This window comes from Roseibacillus persicicus, assembly GCF_014651675.1.
GTDB lineage: Bacteria > Verrucomicrobiota > Verrucomicrobiia > Verrucomicrobiales > Akkermansiaceae > Roseibacillus > Roseibacillus persicicus.
Map to the genome: position 1 here is coordinate 42,051 of NZ_BMXI01000009.1, position 17,989 is coordinate 60,039.

General features: G+C 56.8%; 16 protein-coding genes. 4 read left to right on the plus strand and 12 right to left on the minus strand.

The features are described from left to right. Positions 1-20: 20 nt before the first annotated feature. Positions 21-449 (minus strand): thioredoxin family protein, encoded by a 429-nt coding sequence (locus tag IE099_RS11215; protein ID WP_189570027.1) that lies wholly within the window; start codon positions 447-449, stop codon positions 21-23. Positions 450-517: 68 nt separating this feature from the next. On the opposite strand from IE099_RS11215, the gene rdgB reads away from it, so the two are divergent. Next, a complete protein-coding gene (rdgB, locus tag IE099_RS11220; RefSeq protein WP_229809490.1) occupies positions 518-1,153 on the plus strand; it encodes an RdgB/HAM1 family non-canonical purine NTP pyrophosphatase in 636 nt (211 codons plus the stop codon). 31 nt (positions 1,154-1,184) lie between these two features. Then, on the plus strand, positions 1,185-1,682 hold the full coding sequence (locus tag IE099_RS11225) for a C40 family peptidase (protein ID WP_189570028.1): 498 nt from the start codon (positions 1,185-1,187) through the stop codon (positions 1,680-1,682). Here IE099_RS11225 and IE099_RS11230 read toward each other — a convergent pair. Beyond that, positions 1,675-4,377, minus strand: coding sequence for a protein kinase domain-containing protein (locus tag IE099_RS11230; protein WP_189570029.1), 2,703 nt, complete (start codon positions 4,375-4,377; stop codon positions 1,675-1,677). The genes IE099_RS11225 and IE099_RS11230 overlap by 8 nt on opposite strands. A gap of 153 nt (positions 4,378-4,530) precedes the next feature. Between IE099_RS11230 and IE099_RS11235 the strand changes: the two genes are divergently transcribed. Further along, entirely contained in the window at positions 4,531-4,902 is a 372-nt protein-coding gene (locus IE099_RS11235; protein ID WP_189570030.1) for a globin domain-containing protein, read from the plus strand. 65 nt (positions 4,903-4,967) lie between these two features. Beyond that, on the plus strand, positions 4,968-5,468 hold the full coding sequence (locus IE099_RS11240; RefSeq protein ID WP_189570031.1) for a plastocyanin/azurin family copper-binding protein: 501 nt from the start codon (positions 4,968-4,970) through the stop codon (positions 5,466-5,468). Positions 5,469-5,602: 134 nt separating this feature from the next. On the opposite strand, the gene IE099_RS11245 is transcribed toward IE099_RS11240, so the two are convergent. The 10 genes from IE099_RS11245 to IE099_RS11290 form a co-directional block, all read right to left on the minus strand. Further along, positions 5,603-6,484 (minus strand): GNAT family N-acetyltransferase, encoded by an 882-nt coding sequence (locus IE099_RS11245; RefSeq protein WP_189570032.1) that lies wholly within the window; start codon positions 6,482-6,484, stop codon positions 5,603-5,605. Positions 6,485-6,502: 18 nt separating this feature from the next. Continuing rightward, positions 6,503-7,012 carry a DinB family protein gene (locus IE099_RS11250; protein WP_189570033.1) on the minus strand — a complete coding sequence of 170 codons (510 nt, stop codon included), beginning with the start codon at positions 7,010-7,012 and terminating at the stop codon, positions 6,503-6,505. A gap of 42 nt (positions 7,013-7,054) precedes the next feature. After that, positions 7,055-7,906, minus strand: a complete 852-nt coding sequence (locus tag IE099_RS11255; protein WP_189570034.1) for a 1-acyl-sn-glycerol-3-phosphate acyltransferase — start codon at positions 7,904-7,906, stop codon at positions 7,055-7,057. A 76-nt stretch (positions 7,907-7,982) separates the two neighbouring features. Continuing rightward, on the minus strand, positions 7,983-9,272 hold the full coding sequence (locus IE099_RS11260) for a reverse transcriptase family protein (RefSeq protein ID WP_189570035.1): 1,290 nt from the start codon (positions 9,270-9,272) through the stop codon (positions 7,983-7,985). Between the two features lie 266 nt (positions 9,273-9,538). Next, on the minus strand, positions 9,539-10,426 hold the full coding sequence (locus IE099_RS11265; protein ID WP_189570036.1) for a hypothetical protein: 888 nt from the start codon (positions 10,424-10,426) through the stop codon (positions 9,539-9,541). A 69-nt stretch (positions 10,427-10,495) separates the two neighbouring features. Beyond that, the gene (locus IE099_RS11270) at positions 10,496-13,366 is read right to left on the minus strand and encodes an FG-GAP repeat domain-containing protein (RefSeq protein ID WP_189570037.1); all 2,871 of its coding nucleotides are present in this window, start codon (positions 13,364-13,366) and stop codon (positions 10,496-10,498) included. Positions 13,367-13,452: 86 nt separating this feature from the next. Then, positions 13,453-14,238 carry a glucose 1-dehydrogenase gene (locus IE099_RS11275; protein ID WP_189570038.1) on the minus strand — a complete coding sequence of 262 codons (786 nt, stop codon included), beginning with the start codon at positions 14,236-14,238 and terminating at the stop codon, positions 13,453-13,455. After that, positions 14,235-14,495 carry a DUF7218 family protein gene (locus IE099_RS11280; RefSeq protein ID WP_189570039.1) on the minus strand — a complete coding sequence of 87 codons (261 nt, stop codon included), beginning with the start codon at positions 14,493-14,495 and terminating at the stop codon, positions 14,235-14,237. The genes IE099_RS11275 and IE099_RS11280 overlap by 4 nt, the downstream gene beginning before the upstream one ends. 109 nt (positions 14,496-14,604) lie before the next feature. Beyond that, the gene (fusA, locus tag IE099_RS11285) at positions 14,605-16,719 is read right to left on the minus strand and encodes an elongation factor G (protein ID WP_189570040.1); all 2,115 of its coding nucleotides are present in this window, start codon (positions 16,717-16,719) and stop codon (positions 14,605-14,607) included. Between the two features lie 143 nt (positions 16,720-16,862). Next, on the minus strand, positions 16,863-17,948 hold the full coding sequence (locus tag IE099_RS11290; protein WP_189570041.1) for a hypothetical protein: 1,086 nt from the start codon (positions 17,946-17,948) through the stop codon (positions 16,863-16,865). Between the last annotated feature and the right edge of the window lie 41 nt (positions 17,949-17,989).

Sequence of the window (17,989 nt, forward strand, 5' to 3'; positions counted from 1 at the left end):
CGCGTTTCAGGGGAAAATCTCTATTTCTTTGCCGACTGAATGTGGCTCAGGAATTTCTCAACCGTAGGGTGGGCGGAGGCAAAGAAGCGTTCGTATTCTTTTCCTTTGGAGTCGAAGAGAATTACGGTGGGGAAACCTTCGATTTTATACTTTTCAGCGTAGGGCTCGTTTTTCTTTTTGAGCTCTTTGTCGCCATTGGGGAAGTCCAGTTCCACGAGGATGAAGTCCTCGCCAGCCTTCTCGATAAACTCCTTCTTGGTGAAGACGTTCTTGGCCATCATTTTGCAGGGAGGGCACCAGTCGGAGCCGGTGAACTCGACGAGAACGGATTTCTTTTCTTTCTCGGCCTTCGTAAAGGCGGCTTCCAGATCGGTCGTCCAACCTTCTTTTTCCGCGAAGGCGAAGGTTGCAGTGAGAAATAAGGCGATTGTAGTGAGGATTGCTTTCATCCCCATTGAGATGGCTGGAGGGACGTTTTTATTTCCCAAAAAATGAATCTTCTGGTTTGAGAGTCTCCGTGGAATCTCAAAAGCAACTGACTAACAGGCTCATCGTAGCAACACGGAACCGGAAAAAAACTGTCGAGATTCGTGCGATGTTAGAAGGAATCTGTGAGGTCGTGGATGTCAACGAGCTGGAGGAAGAGGGGACCATTTTGCCCGAAATCGAAGAGACTGGAACCACATTCTCCGAGAACGCGACCTTGAAGGCGACCGGAATTAGCAAGGTGGTTGCCGGCTTGGTGCTGGCCGATGACTCGGGGCTCGAGGTCGATGGGCTGGGCGGTGAGCCCGGGGTCTGGTCGTCGAGTTATGGAGGGGAAGAAGGCAATCACGTGAAAAACAATGCCCGCCTGGAGCGCGAGCTCCCAGCTGTGCCGGAGGAAAAGCGCACGGGGCGTTTCCGCTGTGTGATGGTTTTGGCGCGGGACGGTAAGGCTTTGGCCGAGTTCGCGGGAGCGGTGGAGGGCCGCCTGATTGACAAACCTGCGGGGGAGGAAGGCTTTGGCTATGACCCTTACTTTATCCCCGAGGGATACGAAAAGACCTTCGCCGAACTAGGCGCTGAAGTTAAAAATGGGATGAGTCATCGCGGGCGGGCTTTGGCGCAGGTGGTCTCGTGGCTTGCCGAAAAAGATTTGGAGAAGGGGTGAATAAAATCCCGGGCTGGCGACTCCTAGAACCATGCAAGTTTTCATTCGCTTTGCCTTGGTAGCCGGATTTCTCTGGTGTTGGGCCTCTGTGGCCCAAGGGGAGACCAAGCCCGGTTCATCGCTCGTGACCATCGATGGCAAGGGCTTGGCCGTGGTCGCCAAGGACGCGCCAGAGATTGTGAAAAAGGTGGTGCAAGCGGCAAACAAGATTGTGGGAAAACCCTACAAGTATGGGGGTGGGCACGGATCGGCGAAGGACACCGGCTATGACTGCTCGGGCGCGGTGAGCTTTGTTTTGCGCGAGCTGGGCCATCTCGATTTTGCCCTGTCTTCGGGTGGCTTTTTGACCTTTGGCGAAAAGGGAGAGGGCGAGCACCTCACGGTCTGGGCCCGGAAAGGGCACGTCTTTCTCACTGTAGGAGGGGTCCGTTTCGATACCCAAGGGCAAGACGAAGAGGACGGGCCCCGCTGGACGGAGGAGAAGCGTTCAAAGGAAAAGTTCCAAGCCCGTCGGCTGAAGGCTAGTTAGTGGCCGCTTCTTCTTTTTTCTCAAGTCCCAGGTAGGCGATAAAGTCCTTTCCGGTGGTCCCAGCCTCGGTGATGACCTTCTCAAGAGCGGCGATCTCAGTGACCAATCCCTTGCTCTTGGCTGCAGTCATTTTGGCTTCAATTTTGCGGATGAAGGCCGCGCGGAGCTTTTCTGCCGCTGCTTCGCGCTCTCCTTCGTAGCGAACTTGATTTTGATAGTGGCGGGTGAGAATCTCGGCGCCTTTTTCAGGAAAGGAGACTTCGACCTCGTCCGGGCCGGGCAGATAGATGGCCTCGGGAGAGATGGAATTCTCGTAGAGGGCATAATTCCGCTCGAAGCGTCCGGCGTTCTCTCTCGGAATGCTGCGCAACCACTGCCGCATCGCCATTCCCTGGGCGGCGGTGTTGTCTTTCAAGCGCTTGATCAGGGTGATGTTGTCTTTCTCTAACAGGCGAACGGCCATGGCCTTTAACTCGCCAACTTCTCCGGTGTCGCGTCTCATGGAGCCTTCCTCCATAGGGGGCGCGTCCTTGGCATCGTCAGACCACTCGATGATGAAGCCGGAAGCGTCGCGGTCAGGATCCTGGTTGACCCAGCCCGAGGCGGTGATGGTCAGGCCGGACAGGTCAGGGTCCTCAGCGGGAGAGTCCTCGGCCCAGCGGGCAAAGTCCCAGCTTTCATTGGTCAACCAGCGCCATTGGCCATCGAAGTTTCTGCCACCCAGCCAGAGAGTCGGCAGACCTGATTCCGTCGCAATGTCGCGCAGGAAAGAAGCTTCCAGTTCGTCCGAAGCCACTGCCAGAACGCCTCCGGACTCGCGGGCGAGATCCTGGGCTTCCGTTTGGGAAAGCGGCTTGGCCAAGATGAGGTAGCGCTTTTCGTCCAAGGTGAGGGTGCCGGGGGGCCAGAGGGGGGCTTCCGAGTCCATGGTCTCGGCAATTTTGGCCAAGTGGCTGTCGCGCTGACCTGTCTGCGAGCCGTCGTCTTCCCATTGGATGAAGAAGGGCAGTGCGAGTTCCGGCTTGCGGGCTTTGATGATTCCGAGGCTGGTCACCATGGCAGCGGTGCCGGTGCTGGTGCGGGGCTGGGGAAGTTCGAACTCCACATCGCGCACGAGCCAAGCCCAGTCATTGCGGGAGATGGTGCCCGCTCCGAGCCAGACCTCCTTTTCATCGGGAATTTCAGATGACAGCCAAAGAACGTCGTCCTTGCTGGGAGTGATGGCTAGGTGACCACCGTGTTGTTCGGCGAACTCGATTGCCTCGTGCCAAGTGAGGGCTTCGTCGACAAAGAAGAAGTGGGAGCCGCCTCGCTTCAGGGAGCCGGCAGGGAACTTCTCTCTTTCGCCGGCCAACAACGCGGGGCGGAGCTCTTCGAGTTGTTCGCGAGGAGAAAGCGGGCTGGGTTCCTCGGGTTCGGGGGCCTCTCTAGTAGGGGAAGGGGCGGAGCCCAGTGTGATTTGCGGGGTCGTGGAGGTCAGGCCCGCGGCATCCCGTTCTGCTTGGGCGCGGGCTGCGGCGGCCGCGCGCTTGCGTTCGGCACGCTCTTTCAACTTATTCTCTTCCGCTTGTGCCTTTTCTTGCTCAGCGGTCTTTTGTTGCAGGGCGGTCCACGTGCCCCAGATGGCAAGGAGGAGTCCTCCGATGATGATGAGGTTGCGTATCAGGGCAAAATCCGTTCCGCCGGATCGCCGGACGCCTTTGCTTGCTTGCGGGGGAGGGCTGGAGGTTCCTGCGTGGGCCTCCCCTGTGGTCAATACGGCAGCTGATTTCGGCTCGCTGGATGCTGGTTGGGTGATGAGGGATTTGGCCTGGGTCGGCTGCACCTTCAGGGTCGCGGCGCCCGAATGAGCGCCTGAATTGAGAAGTCTGCGCCGGGGGGCTGCCTTCATGCTGTCACGGAGATTTCGCAAAGCGTCCGCCAACTCGGCCGCTGTTGCATAGCGCATCTCCGGATGAGGTTGGATCGCTTTGGCTATGACGGGATCAATCCGAGGGTCGGCCTGCACGAGCCGGGAAGGGGGCTGATATGGGTCGGAGGGAAGTTGGGTGGTGAGGAGTTCATATAGCAGCACTCCAATGGCAAAGATATCGGCCTTTTCGTCGGCAACCTCCGGATTGGCCATTACTTCGGGAGCGGTGTAGCCGGGCGTGCCAAAGACCAGGTTATCTCCAACGGCCCGTTCTCCTTCCTCCGCCAGGCCAAAGTCACCCAGCTTCGGGGTCCCATCTTGATTGAGAAGAACATTGGCCGGCTTGATGTCGCGGTGGAGAATTCCGTTCTGGTGGGCGTGGGCCAGTCCGTCGGCAACTTGTAGACACAATTCCACCGCTTTGTTTTCCTCCATCGCACTGCCATAGGCATGTTGATAGAGAGTTTCCCCCTCAACAAATTCCATAACGAGATAGAGCAGTCCTTCAACTTCTCCAAAATCGAAAATACTTACTAAATTCGGGTGATTGAGACGTGCCATGGCTTTCCCTTCCGCAACGAAGCGGAGGCGGAAAGACTCATCAGAACCAAACTCCTGCGGTAGAATCTTGATAGCTACGGGACGGTCGAGCGTAGTTTGCACTCCCCGATAGACAGCGGCCATACCCCCTTGAGCGAGAAAGGATATTTCGCTGTAGGAGGGCAGGAGGCGGGCGATTTCTTCCGCAGGAAGAAGCTCGAATGGAGAGGCATGTTCAGACATAGGCAAAGGTAAGTAGAGATAGAACGTCGCGGATGAATTGATTCTTTGGTAATTTGGTCGATATCACAAACAGTTCCGTCTTGCTGTCTTGTAAATCTTCTGTCACTGGCGAAAGTTGACTTACCAAGGGGTGAACTCCCCCAAAATGCAATCATGGACGAGGAAAAAATTTGGAGTGAGATTGGGCCTGATGGATTTGAACGGATCACAGCTGCCTTTTATCAGGGGGTGAGACGGGATTCCCTCTTGGGGCCCATGTACCCTGCTGATGATTGGGAGGGGGCCGAGCATCGTTTGGCCCTGTTCCTCAAGTTTCGTTTCGGCCAGGATCAAACCTATTTGGAGGAAAGGGGACACCCCAGATTGCGAATGCGCCATATGCCGTTCCAAATCGGGGAGGCAGAGCGCGATCGGTGGCTGGATTTGATGGCATCAGCGCTTGAGAGTGAAAATGTTGCGCCAGATACCAGGGAGGCGATGATGACTTTTTTCTCTGGAGTGGCGGACTTTATGCGCAACCGTTGAGAAATCCTTCGCAAATTTGATTAATTTTTTGATTCTGCCCGTATTTGGGACATCTTCAAACAGCTATGAAAACACTGATGATTGCAACCGGAGTTGCCTTGGCAGCCCAAGTATCGATGACCTTCGCCCAAGACGCGGCTACGAAAGAAGCCCCCGCGGCGGAAGAGGCAAAGAAGGCTGATGTCGAGGTCACTATCGAGGGCAACGACACCATGCAGTTCGACAAGAAGGAATTCACCGTCAAGGAGGGGCAAACAGTAGCCCTGACCTTCAAAAATGTCGGCAAATTGCCAAAGGCTGCGATGGGCCACAATGTCGTTATCGTGAAGCCCGGCACTGTCATTCCATCCTTTGCGATGGACTGTATGCCAAATGCCCAAACTACTGGTCTGCCCCAGAAGCAGGAGTATAAGGACGCTGTGGTGGCCTCCACCAAGATCCTTGGACCTGGCGAAAGCGAGACCGTAACTTTCACTGCTCCCGCACCGGGAAAATATGACTACATCTGCACCTTCACCGGTCACTTCGGTGTGATGAAGGGTGTGATGACTGTTGAGGCCAAATAAGGTCTAACAGAGATAACTTTTAGAGAGAAAAGGCGGCCGAACGGTCGCCTTTTTTTGTCTGTGAATGCTCGTGCGAATGACGTGTGGACGTAGTTCCTGGGGCGAGTGGGGCCAATCACGGTCGCGGCTTGCCATTATTTGCGGAACTTCGCGTAGGCTTCTTTCCCCATGTAGCGCGACAAAATCGCGGGCGGGGCGTCGTGTAGGTCGACGAGGATAAGCGCGTCGAGACAGTTCGAGAAGGCGGGGTCCAAATTGAACTCTAACAAGGTGGCATTGAGTTTGAGATATTGTTTCAGCAGCACGGGAATTCCTTTGCCATCGTCTTCTGATTCCGCAATGCGGGCCGAGACCTGATCGATGCTTTCCAGATGAGGAGATATCTCCGGCGATCCCGGAAAGGGATTGAGCGGGCGCACCAGAGGGCCCAACTCGCGGTTCCACTTGTTCTCACGCAGAAAGCGCACGATGAGGTCTTTGGAGAGGGGAGTGTAATCCTGTGAAATGCTCACGGGGCCAAAGAGGCGGTGATACTTGGGGTTGCGGGAGACGAAAGTGGCAATGCCTTTCCAGAGAGCGAGCAGAGGGGCGAGCGACTTTTGATAGGCCGGGGCGACAAAAGAGCGCCCGAGCTCCAAGGCGGGATTGAGATGCTCGAGAAAGGGCGCTTCAAACTGAAAGAGGGTCGAGCAATAGAGTCCCTCGGGACCTTGGCTGGCCATGACCTGATCGGTTGGCGCGAGGCGGTAGGCCCCCGCAATCTGGTGCTGGGAGCGATCCCAGAGAAAGAGATGCAGATAGTGTTGGTCGAAGCGATCGAGATCGATCTCTTGGCCGGTGCCTTCTCCCACGGCTTGAAAGGAGACTTCGCGCAGCCGGCCGATTTCGCGCAGGATGTGGGGAATCTGGTCTGCGGTGGCCAGGTAGACCTCGAGGTCGCCTTGTTCAGCAAGACGGCTCGCTTCAGGGAGCTCCGTGAGCTCGCGCAGGTAGTTGGCAGCGGGGGGCGCAATCATGCAAGGGATGGGATGGGATTAGGCCGAAAGCGCGGAACGGTGCCGAAGGGTGGAGGGGGCAATGCCGAAGCCATCCTCCAGCTCGATTCCCAGCTCGCGGCAGATGCCGCCAATCATGGCGAAGTGATGGACGGTGTGGCTGACCAGGAACTGCAGTTCACGGCCCGGGGAGGAGGGTTGCCAATCGTTTTCGCGGAATCCGCAATCCATCTTGACCTGCAGGGTGCCGGGGAGGGCGTCGCGGGTCACTTGTTGAAGACCCTCGCGGATTTCCGAGGTCTTGACCAAGGCGCTCGCGGTCTGGCTCTCCAATTCGGGCAGGCGCATGCGGGCGTCGTAGTCGACTTTTCCATCTGGTAGTCCGGTGATGAAAGAGTCGTAGTGGTCGAGGCAATGCCGGAGGTGACCGCCAATGGTTGAATGGTAAAAGCCGGCCGCCGAACGAGTGAAGGCCCCATCGTCCAGAAGCTCGAGAAGACGCTCTGCTTGGGCGAGGTAGGAGAGATTGGCGTCAATCAGAGGGGTCATAGCAGGCTTCATACTTTTCATGGGAGGGCTGTGGGGTCGATTTTATTTCGCGTCGCTTTGTTCTCCCCGGTTGGCGAGCTGCAGAACGTGCCTGCGAACAGTGTGGGTAAAGGCAAGGGGATCAAGTGGCAGATCGTCACACTTCAGAGCCCGGCCCGTCCGCACCGGGATGGTGTGGCCTCGCAAAGAAAGAAAAGCCCGGGGCAGGGCGAGTAGCCGCAAGGTGGGATGCAGGGCTCCGGGGAGATGGAACCACAAAGGATTCTCTCCGGGGAAAGCCAGAGGCAGGATCTGGGCCTGCGATTTCTGCGCCAGCCTGGCCAGATGGGTGGTCCACTGGCCTTCCTCGATGCTGAGGCGCGGCCATCGCCAGCGTTCGACTTCCCCTGCGGGAAAGATGAGCACGCAGCCGCCATTTTTGAGGTGAAGAAGGGCTCGTCGCATACTTTCCAGATTCAGCCGCCGGGCGGCAGGCGATTCGTCGAGAATTTCGAGGGGAAGAAACCACTCGCGATGAACCGGATGGGCCAAGACCGCATTGCCGAATACCAGAGTATCGGGCCGGGCGGCCAATGTGAGGTCGGACGCGATGAGGGCGTCCAGCGCACCATAGGGGTGATTGGCCACCACGAGGACGGGACCGCTTTTCGGTATTTGATTGGCAAATTCCCCGGCTCCTTCGATTTCGACATCCATGAACTGGCGTCCCGCCAGGTAGGGATTGCGATGGCCGATGGGGATGCTGGCGGGCATCTCGCTCAAGCCTGCCAAGCCGAGCCAGCGGTCCAGTCGAGCGGCCAGCTGCAGTCGACCGGGGCTCTTCGCAAACGCCGGATACTGTTTGGCGAGCGCAAAGAGCGGATCGGGGGATTCCGGGGCGAAAGGCTGGAGCACGGGGAATCCTGCGAGAAAAGAGCGTGCTTGGGAATCGCGAAGATTGCAGGCGGGCCGCGCACTTGGAGGAAAAGGATTACTCCTGAGCATTGGGCTTGCTCCAATCGAGTTCCTCGAAGGCGGCGCGTAGCCTTTCGCCCCGGACCGGATGCAAGCTCGCGATCCAAGCAATGCGGCCTCGCAAGTGGGCTTGGAAATCGGGGTGATGGGAGTGGTTTTGGCTGGAGACACCGTGCTTTCGGCAGTTGTGGAGAATCGCCTTCAGGGTATCGAATTCCCGGCGGGGGACATTGAGCTTTTGGTTGAAAACGAGACCGGCGGCGGCCTGTCGCTGACTGGCTGCCATACGGCGGGTTTTGCGGAAGTTGATCTCGAGGCCTTCTTCGCGCGTGATGATGATGACCCGGTTTTCGAAGCGATGGAGGCCACGTGCCAGCTCTTCGGTTCCTGAGAACAGCAGGTCGTCGGCGTATCGCGTATAGGAAGCGCCCGCGGATTTCGCCAGACCTGCCAGCCTGCAATCGAGGCGAAAGGCCGCCAAGTTGGCGAGGGCGGGAGAGGTCGGCGCGCCTTGGGGCAGATGATAGCGGGAATAGAGTTCTTTCTCGGTAAAAGTCAGGTCGGGGCTCGCGCTGCGGTGAGTTGTGAGAACGGCGAGAGCCAAGGCCACGCCTTCCCGATAACCCAAGGACATGAACAACCGTTTGATACGGGAACGGCCGAGAGAGGGGAAGAAGTTGGCCAAGTCCATTTTGAGAGCTATCGACTTGTTCGCGTGGGGCTGGGCAAAGTCCACGATGCTATGGCCGGCCCGGAATCCGGTGGCGCATTCGTGCGGCGGCACTTTGTCGAGAAGCTCTCTCAGCAGAGTTCGTTGAACCTGTTTTAGCAGCGGCTTGGGGCTTTCCAACAGACGGCGTCCGCCTTTGCGTTTGGGTAGCCACTGTTCGTGATAGTGCTGGGCCTTCGGGCTCAAGAGCCATCCCAAGTCATCGGGTTGCAGCGCGAAAAAATCAGCCAAGTCTCCCACGGTCGCGAGTTCGGGCAAGTGCCAGGCTGAGGTATCGAGAACTGGAGTTGCGGGGCCGACTATGAGGGCCGGGGGCAAGGGCGTGCGGGTCGCATACCATTTCCGCTGCCAATTCCAAAAGCGGCGGTTCTCGCGAAAGATTTGCTGGAGCTCACGGTTTTCCAAGACCGTCCGGGTCTTGGCGACCTTCCAAACCTCGCGGGTGATAATGAGAAAGTTGCGGCGTGGTTTGCCGGGAATGACTTTGCGGATGAGGGCGAGCCATGCGTCCAGCTGTCGCTCCTCCTCCAGCAACAGAGTTGATAGATTTTTGAGCCATAGGGTTGTTGGAGTCATGACCTGGCGGCATTCGCAGCGGGCTATTTTTTAGGAGAAAAGTAAGGGGAGCCGCCCATCCTGCAACCAGTCTGGTCATGCCTCGGGCAGCCTCACGGTAGGCCGTGAAAAGGCCCGAGGCCTCGAATCGGTTCGGTTTTTCTAGTCCCCGGGGTAGCCCCGGAGCGGTCATGGCTGACGCCACTCCCTGTCTTGCAAACGAACGACTCCTTGCTTCAAGACGATGATTCCCCCAGAGCGCGGGTCAAGCCAGGAACGGCTGGGGCTCAAAACTCTTTGTCTGCAAAGACGAACCAAGAGACCAGAGTGTAGGTCACCAGATAGGCGAGGGCCAAACCGACGACCTTCAGCGCGACCAGACTCGGAATAAACGTGCCCGCAATGGCAGCGTCGGCGAGGCCGAAAATGGAGAGATCGGGAAAGATGAGGGAGAGCAATTGGACCGCGGCTTTCCCGATGAAGGAGTCTCCCAAGCTGGTGGTCTGCAGCCAGTACTCCCGCGCTTGCCCCATGAAGAAACCGATGAAGTAGACCAGGATGGTGCTGATGATGGTGAATAGTGTCGAGGAGCTGAAGGTGGAGATCAGCAGCGCCACCGCCGCAATCACTGCGGCCTCCAGAAAGATGCCCAGGATGCCGTATTGCAGCGAGAGGGTGGGCCCGTGGCGCCGCACCTCGGCAACCTCAATGGCGATGTCGGACTCGGAGTAGTTGATACTCTGTAGGAAGGCCACTCGTTCCGCTTCCACCACTCCGGTGCGGTGATGCAGGACTGCGGTCATCAAGAGATCCATCGCGAGAAGGGCCACGAAGGTCAGCATCAGCACCCCTAACAGCTTGCCAATGAGGTAATCAAGGCGCGGAACGGGTTTACAAAGAATGGTGTAAAGAATGCGATCCTCCAGGTCGCGTGGAATGAGCAGGGCGGTGGCCGCGAGCGAGAAGATGATGGCAAAGAGCTTCATCAATCCGATGGTGCCCGACTTCCACAAGCGGAGCTCCTCCGCTGCGACTGCCTCTGGGCCGACATGATGCGGGAGTCGAAAGAAATTGAGCGCAATCGCGAGCACCACAAAGATGGCGAGAAAGTAGAAAACTTTCATCCGCACGAGCTGGGTAAAGGTGCCTAGGGCGATGGTGATGATTCGATGCACGGGGAGAAGCTAAACCCATCTGGCGGTGGAGTTGAACCGAAATTCCCAGCCAGTTCTCATTTCGGGTCGCTAGGGGCTGATGACCAGTCGGAAAAAGGAGCCGGCAGGGAAGCTGTCTCCGCTAAATCGATAGAGGTCCCATTCGGAGTCTAGCGACGAATGCAACTCGGCGGGAGCTTCGGTCCAGTGTGCGAGGTCGGTGCAGAACTCAAGTCGATAGCTGACCCCCAAGTTCTTGGCTGCTTTGTTGACGCGGAATTCTGGCACGCGGTCGGCACCGAGGATAAGCGCGGGTTCGGTTGTCGTGTGGGAGGAGGCGTCCTGTGGATCCGAGCCGTTGATGAACTCGACAAAGTTCGAAACCCCGTCCCCATCCGCATCGCTGTCGGGGTTGGCGGCCGAACCTTTGACCCCGCGCCGTATCATTTCGAAGGTCAGGAGAGAGGAGTCGTCCACGATAGGATTTCGAAGCAAAAGATAGCTGCTAGGACCGAAAAAGTCGTCACGGACAATGAAGTCCACGTCACTATCGCCATCAAAGTCCGCGAGAGCCCCGGTTTCTTCCTGTAAAGGGTAGTCGTTCGTGAAATTGTATTCGGCCGAGCTCTCGGGTCCGTGGGTGCTCGGGGCGAGGTAGCCCGTGAGGGAGCAGAACTCGAGTAGTCCGTCTCCGTTGAAGTCGTTGAACTCGGGGTGAAAGGATGGGGTTCGAGAGGGGACTTCGAACAGTTCAGCCGGCAAAGGATTGGTCTCTCCCTGACTATAGACCAGCACTCTTCCAATGATGCTCGGGTTTCCGTAGGCGTTCCGAGAGACGTCGGGCCCAAAAATATCGGCGAGTCCATCGAGATTGAGGTCAGCCAAACCAGTGCCTCTCAGAAAAACCGGGTTGCCGAAGGCATCAGAAAATGCCACCGAGATGGGGACTTTGATAGGAGCTGAGGGGCTTTGGGGAAAGCGATTCAAAACAACCACTCCGTAAGTTCCAGTAAACGCTCCGAACTCATACTCGGCTCCTGCCAATGAAGAATATAGGTCGGGAAAGCCATTGCCATCGATATCGCCGAATGAAAGAGCCGTTGGAGAAAGGGTGACGTTTCCAAAGGCGTCAGAAACAGGAACTCCTGGGGAGGCTAGATTTCGCGAGCTAGAACTGAAGTTCCCCTGACCATCGTTTTCCCTCCAACCAACGCTGGAATCAATCATGTCCAAGTCTCCATCCTGATCCCAGTCCACGAGAGCCACCGCACAAGTTTCTCGGGCCAGAATCCCACTGATAAAAAATTCGGGCAGCTCGGCCGGATGTTCGAGTAAAAGCTCTCCCTGATTGAGGGCTGTGACACACACCGCGCGGTCGTTCCCTGCGGAGAGCGGATCCGGGACGAGGTAATCGATGACGAAATCCGGTTCGTTATCCCCATTCACGTCTCCCATGACCATGTTGTTGATCTCCAGACTGGGGAACTCAGCCAGATAGCGCTCGGGAATCAGGTCGAGCTCCTGCCATGACCCGAACCCTCCGCCGCCATCATTTATGCGAACCCAATAAGCTCCCAGAACATCGGGTCCGATCACAAGGTCTGGAAAGGAGTCTCCGTTGAGATCTTCGGGCAAGAATTGGGGTGAGGAGAAGGATGGCGGAGAAATGATCTCATAGGAGGTGTGGATGTCTTCGGGACTCCAATGAACTTTGGCCAGATGGTAGCCCGTTTCCAAATACCGCCGGCCATCGGAATTGAACTTCAGGTAAAAGGTCACCCCATCGTCACCTACCATAGGGCTAGTTCGAAAGCCCGCATCCAGAAAGCTGGTGGTTCCTCGATGTATCGAATACGGCATGAAAGCCTCTTCCTGAATCTCGACGCGGGCTTGGGGAGAGGAAGGATTGCGGAGGCCTTCTTCGAATTGAAGGCTGGCCAGATGCCAGCTCTGAGAGGCCCGGTCTAATTGCAAAAGAAGAATCGTCGCGGTTTGGTTATCACCTGATGGAGTGGCTCCCAGAATGGTGGCTTCGTCCAGCAGGGGAGAATCGATCGAGCCGTAGTTGTGAAAGCTCTCTCCATCGGATCTTCGGATGAGAAGTTCGAGGTCGGTGTCGGAGACTTGGAATTCGGAGACCCAGAGATCGTCCAAGCCGTCTCCGTCGAGATCATCAACTCGAAGTGGTCGGTTGGAGCTTTGGAAAGCGCTGTCCCAACTGGGCGCCGCTGCAAATGCCGAATCACGAGTCCAGATGATCACTTTACCCTGATCTGCCGGAATCGCTAAATCAGGTTGACCTTGCCCATCGAAGTTTCCCCAAACGGCTTCGTCCAGTGCTAGCTGATAGATGCCATATGCCAGAGGGCTGGAGGCTAGGATTTCCCCAAACTCATCTCCCGGGGTAGCGTTGGTAATTTCCAGAATCTGAGTGTCGTCTTCGTCCGAAGCTTGTCGGGTGGAGAGGAGATAAAGCTGTTTCCCGTCTGAACTGGCGGTTCCAGAGCGTGGGAAAATCAGGCTCTCCGAAGGTTCTCTCGAATAAGTTCCTTCGCCGTCCGAGTGATAGGTTTCCAAAACGAGGCGATACTGATTGAAGGCATACTCTTCACTAACCACCCGCATGGGATCCAACCAGCCATCGCCATTGCAATCGCGCAGGGCCACGGAGCCCTGAGCACTTGACCGATTGTTGAGAAGAAGCAGTTTCGGCTCGCCTAAGGAACCGTCGGGCAATCGTTCAAGATAGTAGGAGATTCGATTAACGTTACTACTCGAATTGTTAGAAACACTGACCAAGTCCTCGTCGCCGTCGTTATCGAGGTCGAGAAGGCGAAGCTCGCCTCCTTCGTTTACCGTCAAATTGATTGTGAGGGCGTCGAAGCGGATTTCCGACTGGGCGGAGAGGAGAGGCGCGAGAGCAAATTGAGCGCTGAACCAAAAAGTAAACAGGCGATTCATCTCGCCGATGCTCGGTTAGATCGAGGGCATCGGCAAAACAAATTGCGAGCGACTTCTTGGACTTTCTGGACTCGCCGGAGTGATCTTTATCCTCCTTGAGCAAAGGAAGGATAGGCGGTCATTCCTCCATCGGCAAAAATTGTGGTCCCGGTGAGATAGCTCGCGGCGTCCGAAACGAGGAAGGTGGCCATCCGGCCAATCTCATCCGCGGTCCCGAGTCGGCCCTGTGGGATTTTTTGTAAGAGGTCTTCAAGGGAGTCGGGGTCTTTCCAGACATCCTGATTGATGGCGGTTTGAATCGCTCCCGGCGCGAGGTTGAGCACGCGAATCCCACAATCGCCCAATTCGAGGGCGAGGGAACGAGTGAGAATCGCGATTCCCGCTTTGCTTGCGCAGTAGGCCGCTTGCCCGGCCCAAGGGACGGATTCATGGACCGAGGTCACGGAGAGAATTACCCCACTCTGCTGAGTTTTCATTCTTCGAAGCGCAGCCTGAATCGCTCGAGCCCCGCCGGTGAGATTGATGGCGACTACCTTTTCGAACTCGGTGAAGTCGATTTCGGAAAGCGGACATTTTTTACCGTCAATCCCCGCATTGTTGACGAAGATGTCGAGGGAAGGGAATTGTTTGTCGAGTTCAGTGAAGCACTTTGCAATGTCCGCAGGCTTCGATACGTCACCTTGCAAGATGAGGGGAGGAGGACCGTTTATCTCCTGGATCCGGCGAGCTGTTTCTTTGGCGCCAGCCTCGTTACTGCGATAGTGGACCGCAACCCGGGCACCTGCTTGAGCGAGGGAAAGGGCGACCGCTTGTCCGATGCCGGAGCTCGAGCCCGTCACGAAAGCGCACTTGTTGGAAAGATCGATTTTCATGAGGAGCGGAGAGCTTCAATGAGTTCATCTTTAGTCATTTGTGAACGGTTTTCGATATCAAGCTCTTGAGCCCGGTCGTAGAGTTCATCCTTGGTCCACTTTTCATAGGGAGAGGATTTGCCACCTTTGCGCCCGGTTTTTTGCCGGTCGCCACCGTTGGCATTGGCAATGGCAGCTGCTTTTGATTTCGGCATGCCATCTTCTCTGAGCGCCTCGTATTGTTCGTTGTCTTTGATACTGGGTCCGTGGTCTGACATAGGGGAATGAATTCGCAATTTTCCGGCCAGAATCGGGGCTGGGAGCTAAATACAAAAAAGCCGTGCCTCGGGGAGGCACGGCTTTTGAAAATAAGTTGAGTCAGGACGCTTACTTGCGCTTGGCCTCTTCGCGCTCCTTGGCGTCCGCGATCACCTTCTCGGAGATGTTCTTCGGACAAGGGGCGTAGTGGTCGAACTCCATGGAGAACTGGCCACGACCGGAGGTCATGGTGCGCAGGTCACCAATGTAGCCGAACATCTCGGAAAGAGGCGCGTCAGCCTTGATGCGAACACCGGTAGGAGTCGGGTCCTGGGTCTTAATCATGCCGCGGCGACGGTTGAGGTCACCGATGACGTCACCGACGTGGTCTTCGGGAGTGAAGACGTCCAGCTTCATGATGGGCTCGAGGATCTGAGGACCAGCTTTTGGCATGGACTGGCGGTATGCGGCGCGAGCAGCGATTTCGAAAGCCACAGCCGAGGAGTCAACCGCGTGGAAACCACCGTCGGTCAGCTTCACCTTGATGTCGAGAAGGGGATAACCAGCAAGTGGTCCCTTGTCGATGGAGGTGCGGAAGCCTTTTTCAATCGCGGGGAAATATTCCTTGGGAACGTTACCACCAACAACCGTCGACTCGAACTCGAAGCCAACACCGGGTTCAGCGGGCTCGATGGTGTAGTCGATCTTCGCATACTGACCGGAACCACCGGACTGCTTCTTGTGAGTGTAGCTGTCGGTGACGGGCTTGGTGATGGTCTCGCGGTAGGCCACCTGGGGAGCACCTACGATGACTTCGACACCGTGAGTCCGCTTGAGAATGTCGACCTTAATGTCGAGGTGAAGCTCACCCATTCCCTTGAGGATGGTTTCGCCGGAGTCCTCGTCGGTTTCAACGCGGAAGGAAGGATCCTCTTTCACCATCTTGCCAATGGCAACACCCAGCTTTTCAGCCTGGCTCTTGTCCTTGGCCTCGACGGCGATGGAAATCACGGGATCGGGGAAGACCATTGGCTCGAGGGTGGCAGGATTGTCCTTGTCGGCCAGGGTGTGGCCAGTCTGGACGTTCTTGAGACCCACGAAGGCGATGATGTCACCAGCGGAGCAACCGTCGCGCTCTTCGGCGTTGTCGGCGTGCATTTCCACGATACGGCCGATGCGCTCGTTCTTGCCGGTGAAGGTGTTCACGACCGTGTCGCCCTTCTTGAGCGTTCCGGAGTAAACACGGATGAAGGTCAGGGCACCGAAGCGGTCGTCCATGATCTTGAAAGCCAAGGCGCGGAAAGGGCGGCTGGGGTCGACGATGGCGAATTCGCCAGTCTCGTTACCTTCCATGTCCACTTCGGGCTGAGGCTTCACTTCAGTTGGGGAAGGGAGGTAGTCCACAACGCCGTCGAGGACGTTCTGCACACCCTTGTTCTTGAAGGAAGAGCCACAGTAAGTGGGGAAGAAGTCGAGGGCGATGGTGCCCTTGCGGATGCACTTCTTGATGTCCTCGATGGAAGGCTCGTTACCTTCGAGGTAAGCTTCCATGAGGTCGTCGTCCTGTTCCACGGCGGTCTCGATGAGCTCGGCACGGTACTCTTCGGCTTTCTCCTGCATGTCGGCAGGGATGTCGGTGATTTCGTAGTTCTCGGGCTGACCGGAGTCATCCCAGATCCAAGCCTTCATGGTGAGAAGGTCGACGATGCCGGTGAAGTTTTCCTCGATGCCGATGGGCAGAACCATCACGAGAGGCTTGGCTGCGAGAACGTTCTTCACCTGGTCAACGACGCGGTAGAAGTCCGCACCCATGCGGTCGAGCTTGTTGACGTAGATGATACGAGCCACCTTGGACTCGTTGGCGTAGCGCCAGTTGGTCTCGGACTGGGGCTCAACGCCACCGGAACCACAGAAGACCCCGACACCACCGTCGAGGACTTTGAGAGAACGGTAAACTTCGATGGTGAAGTCAACGTGGCCGGGAGTGTCAATGATGTTGAAGCGGTGAGGCTCGAACTGCTTGTCGGAGCCAGCCCAGAAACAAGTGGTCGCTGCAGACTGAATGGTGATCCCGCGCTCAGCTTCCTGTTCCATGAAGTCGGTAGTCGACTCACCGTCGTGAACCTCACCTGTCTTGTGGATCTTTCCAGTGAGCTTGAGAATGCGTTCGGTAGTGGTCGTTTTTCCCGCATCCACGTGCGCGAAGATACCAATGTTACGGTATAAGGAGAGGTCGGTGGCCATGTTCTATTAAGGTTTCGGCGGGGGGTTTGGCTCAACAAAGCGGTTTTGTCGAGAATTGAGGGAGTTTTTTTCGAGAAAAATGTGGACATGAAAAAGGGAGCCGCATGGGCTCCCTTCGAAAATGAGTTCAGCTGGAGGAGCGTTTATTTCAGCTTTTCGAGGATAGCTTTGAGAGTCGCCTCGATGGATTCGAGCTTCTCGAGCACCTCGGCGCAGTTGCCGCATTCGGAGTCGCAAGACTTTTCGCAATCGCTACAGCCCTTGCCGCAATCCTTGCCGCACTTTCCGGCAGCTTCTTTCTTGCAGGCACCGTCCTTGCAGCACTCGCCGTCTTTGCCGCAGCACTCACCAGGCTTGCACTCGCCTTTTTCGCAAGCGCTCTTGGCCTCGTCGCAGGCTTTTGCACACTTTCCGGCAGCGTCTTTTTTGCAGGCACCGTCCTTGCAGCACTCGCCGTCTTTGCCGCAGCACTCACCAGGCTTGCATTCGCCCTTTTTGCAAGCGCTCTTGGCTTCGTCGCAGGCTTTCTCACACTTCTCGGTCGCTTCCTCCTTGCAAGTGCCGTTCTTGCAGCACTCGCCGTCTTTACCGCAGCATTCGGCTTTTTCGCCATCTTTTGCCTTGGCTGCGGCAGCGTGGTTGTGACCTTCCTTGGAGTGGTCATGGCCGTGATCGGCTTTCTTGGCGGGAGCGGCGGCCTTGAGGGCGGCGGCGCGGGAAGTGGGGCAACAATCTTTGGGTGCCTGGGCGCTGGCAGCTGCTTCGTTTGACTTATTCTCCTTCTTTTCAGCAGGAGCGGCCTTGGCCTTTTTCTCGTCGGCTTTCGCGATCTTAACTTCAACAGGCTTGGAAACCGCTACCGGCTTCTTTTCTTTGGATTCTTCCGAGGCGGGCTTGCTGGCTTCTTTAATCGCAACGGCCTTGGAGACCGCTTTCGCAGCAGGGGCGCTTTTTTCTGCAGCTTCTTTCTGCGGTTTGGCTTCGACGGGCTTGCTCGCCGCAGCAGCTTTCTTTGCTTTGCCTTCCTTGGCTTGCAACTGCTTCATGCGCGAGCGGATCGCTTCGGCTTCGCGGTCAGAGCCGGCCGCTTCGAGGTGGTCGGCGGCAGCGAGCCATTGTTCAATCTTGGCTTCAAGGGTTTCCGCTTTGTCCGTATTGGTGGGGTGGTCTGCGAGCAAGCAGCCGGCAGAGAGGGTGAGAACGGCAAGGAGGTTTCGGATTGCTTTCATAGGGGTGTAGTCGTTCGTATGCGAACTGCCTTTAAAGATGG

Excerpts from the sequence above, each read along its gene's own strand:
- IE099_RS11215 (WP_189570027.1), bottom strand. The coding sequence starts at position 449 with ATGAAAGCAATCCTCACTACAATCGCCTTATTTCTCACTGCAACCTTC.
- IE099_RS11225 (WP_189570028.1), top strand. The coding sequence starts at position 1,185 with ATGCAAGTTTTCATTCGCTTTGCCTTGGTAGCCGGATTTCTCTGGTGT.
- IE099_RS11230 (WP_189570029.1), bottom strand. The coding sequence starts at position 4,377 with ATGTCTGAACATGCCTCTCCATTCGAGCTTCTTCCTGCGGAAGAAATC.
- IE099_RS11235 (WP_189570030.1), top strand. The coding sequence starts at position 4,531 with ATGGACGAGGAAAAAATTTGGAGTGAGATTGGGCCTGATGGATTTGAA.
- IE099_RS11240 (WP_189570031.1), top strand. The coding sequence starts at position 4,968 with ATGAAAACACTGATGATTGCAACCGGAGTTGCCTTGGCAGCCCAAGTA.
- IE099_RS11245 (WP_189570032.1), bottom strand. The coding sequence starts at position 6,484 with ATGATTGCGCCCCCCGCTGCCAACTACCTGCGCGAGCTCACGGAGCTC.
- IE099_RS11250 (WP_189570033.1), bottom strand. The coding sequence starts at position 7,012 with ATGACCCCTCTGATTGACGCCAATCTCTCCTACCTCGCCCAAGCAGAG.
- IE099_RS11260 (WP_189570035.1), bottom strand. The coding sequence starts at position 9,272 with ATGACTCCAACAACCCTATGGCTCAAAAATCTATCAACTCTGTTGCTG.
- IE099_RS11270 (WP_189570037.1), bottom strand. The coding sequence starts at position 13,366 with ATGAATCGCCTGTTTACTTTTTGGTTCAGCGCTCAATTTGCTCTCGCG.
- IE099_RS11275 (WP_189570038.1), bottom strand. The coding sequence starts at position 14,238 with ATGAAAATCGATCTTTCCAACAAGTGCGCTTTCGTGACGGGCTCGAGC.
- IE099_RS11280 (WP_189570039.1), bottom strand. The coding sequence starts at position 14,495 with ATGTCAGACCACGGACCCAGTATCAAAGACAACGAACAATACGAGGCG.
- fusA (WP_189570040.1), bottom strand. The coding sequence starts at position 16,719 with ATGGCCACCGACCTCTCCTTATACCGTAACATTGGTATCTTCGCGCAC.
- IE099_RS11290 (WP_189570041.1), bottom strand. The coding sequence starts at position 17,948 with ATGAAAGCAATCCGAAACCTCCTTGCCGTTCTCACCCTCTCTGCCGGC.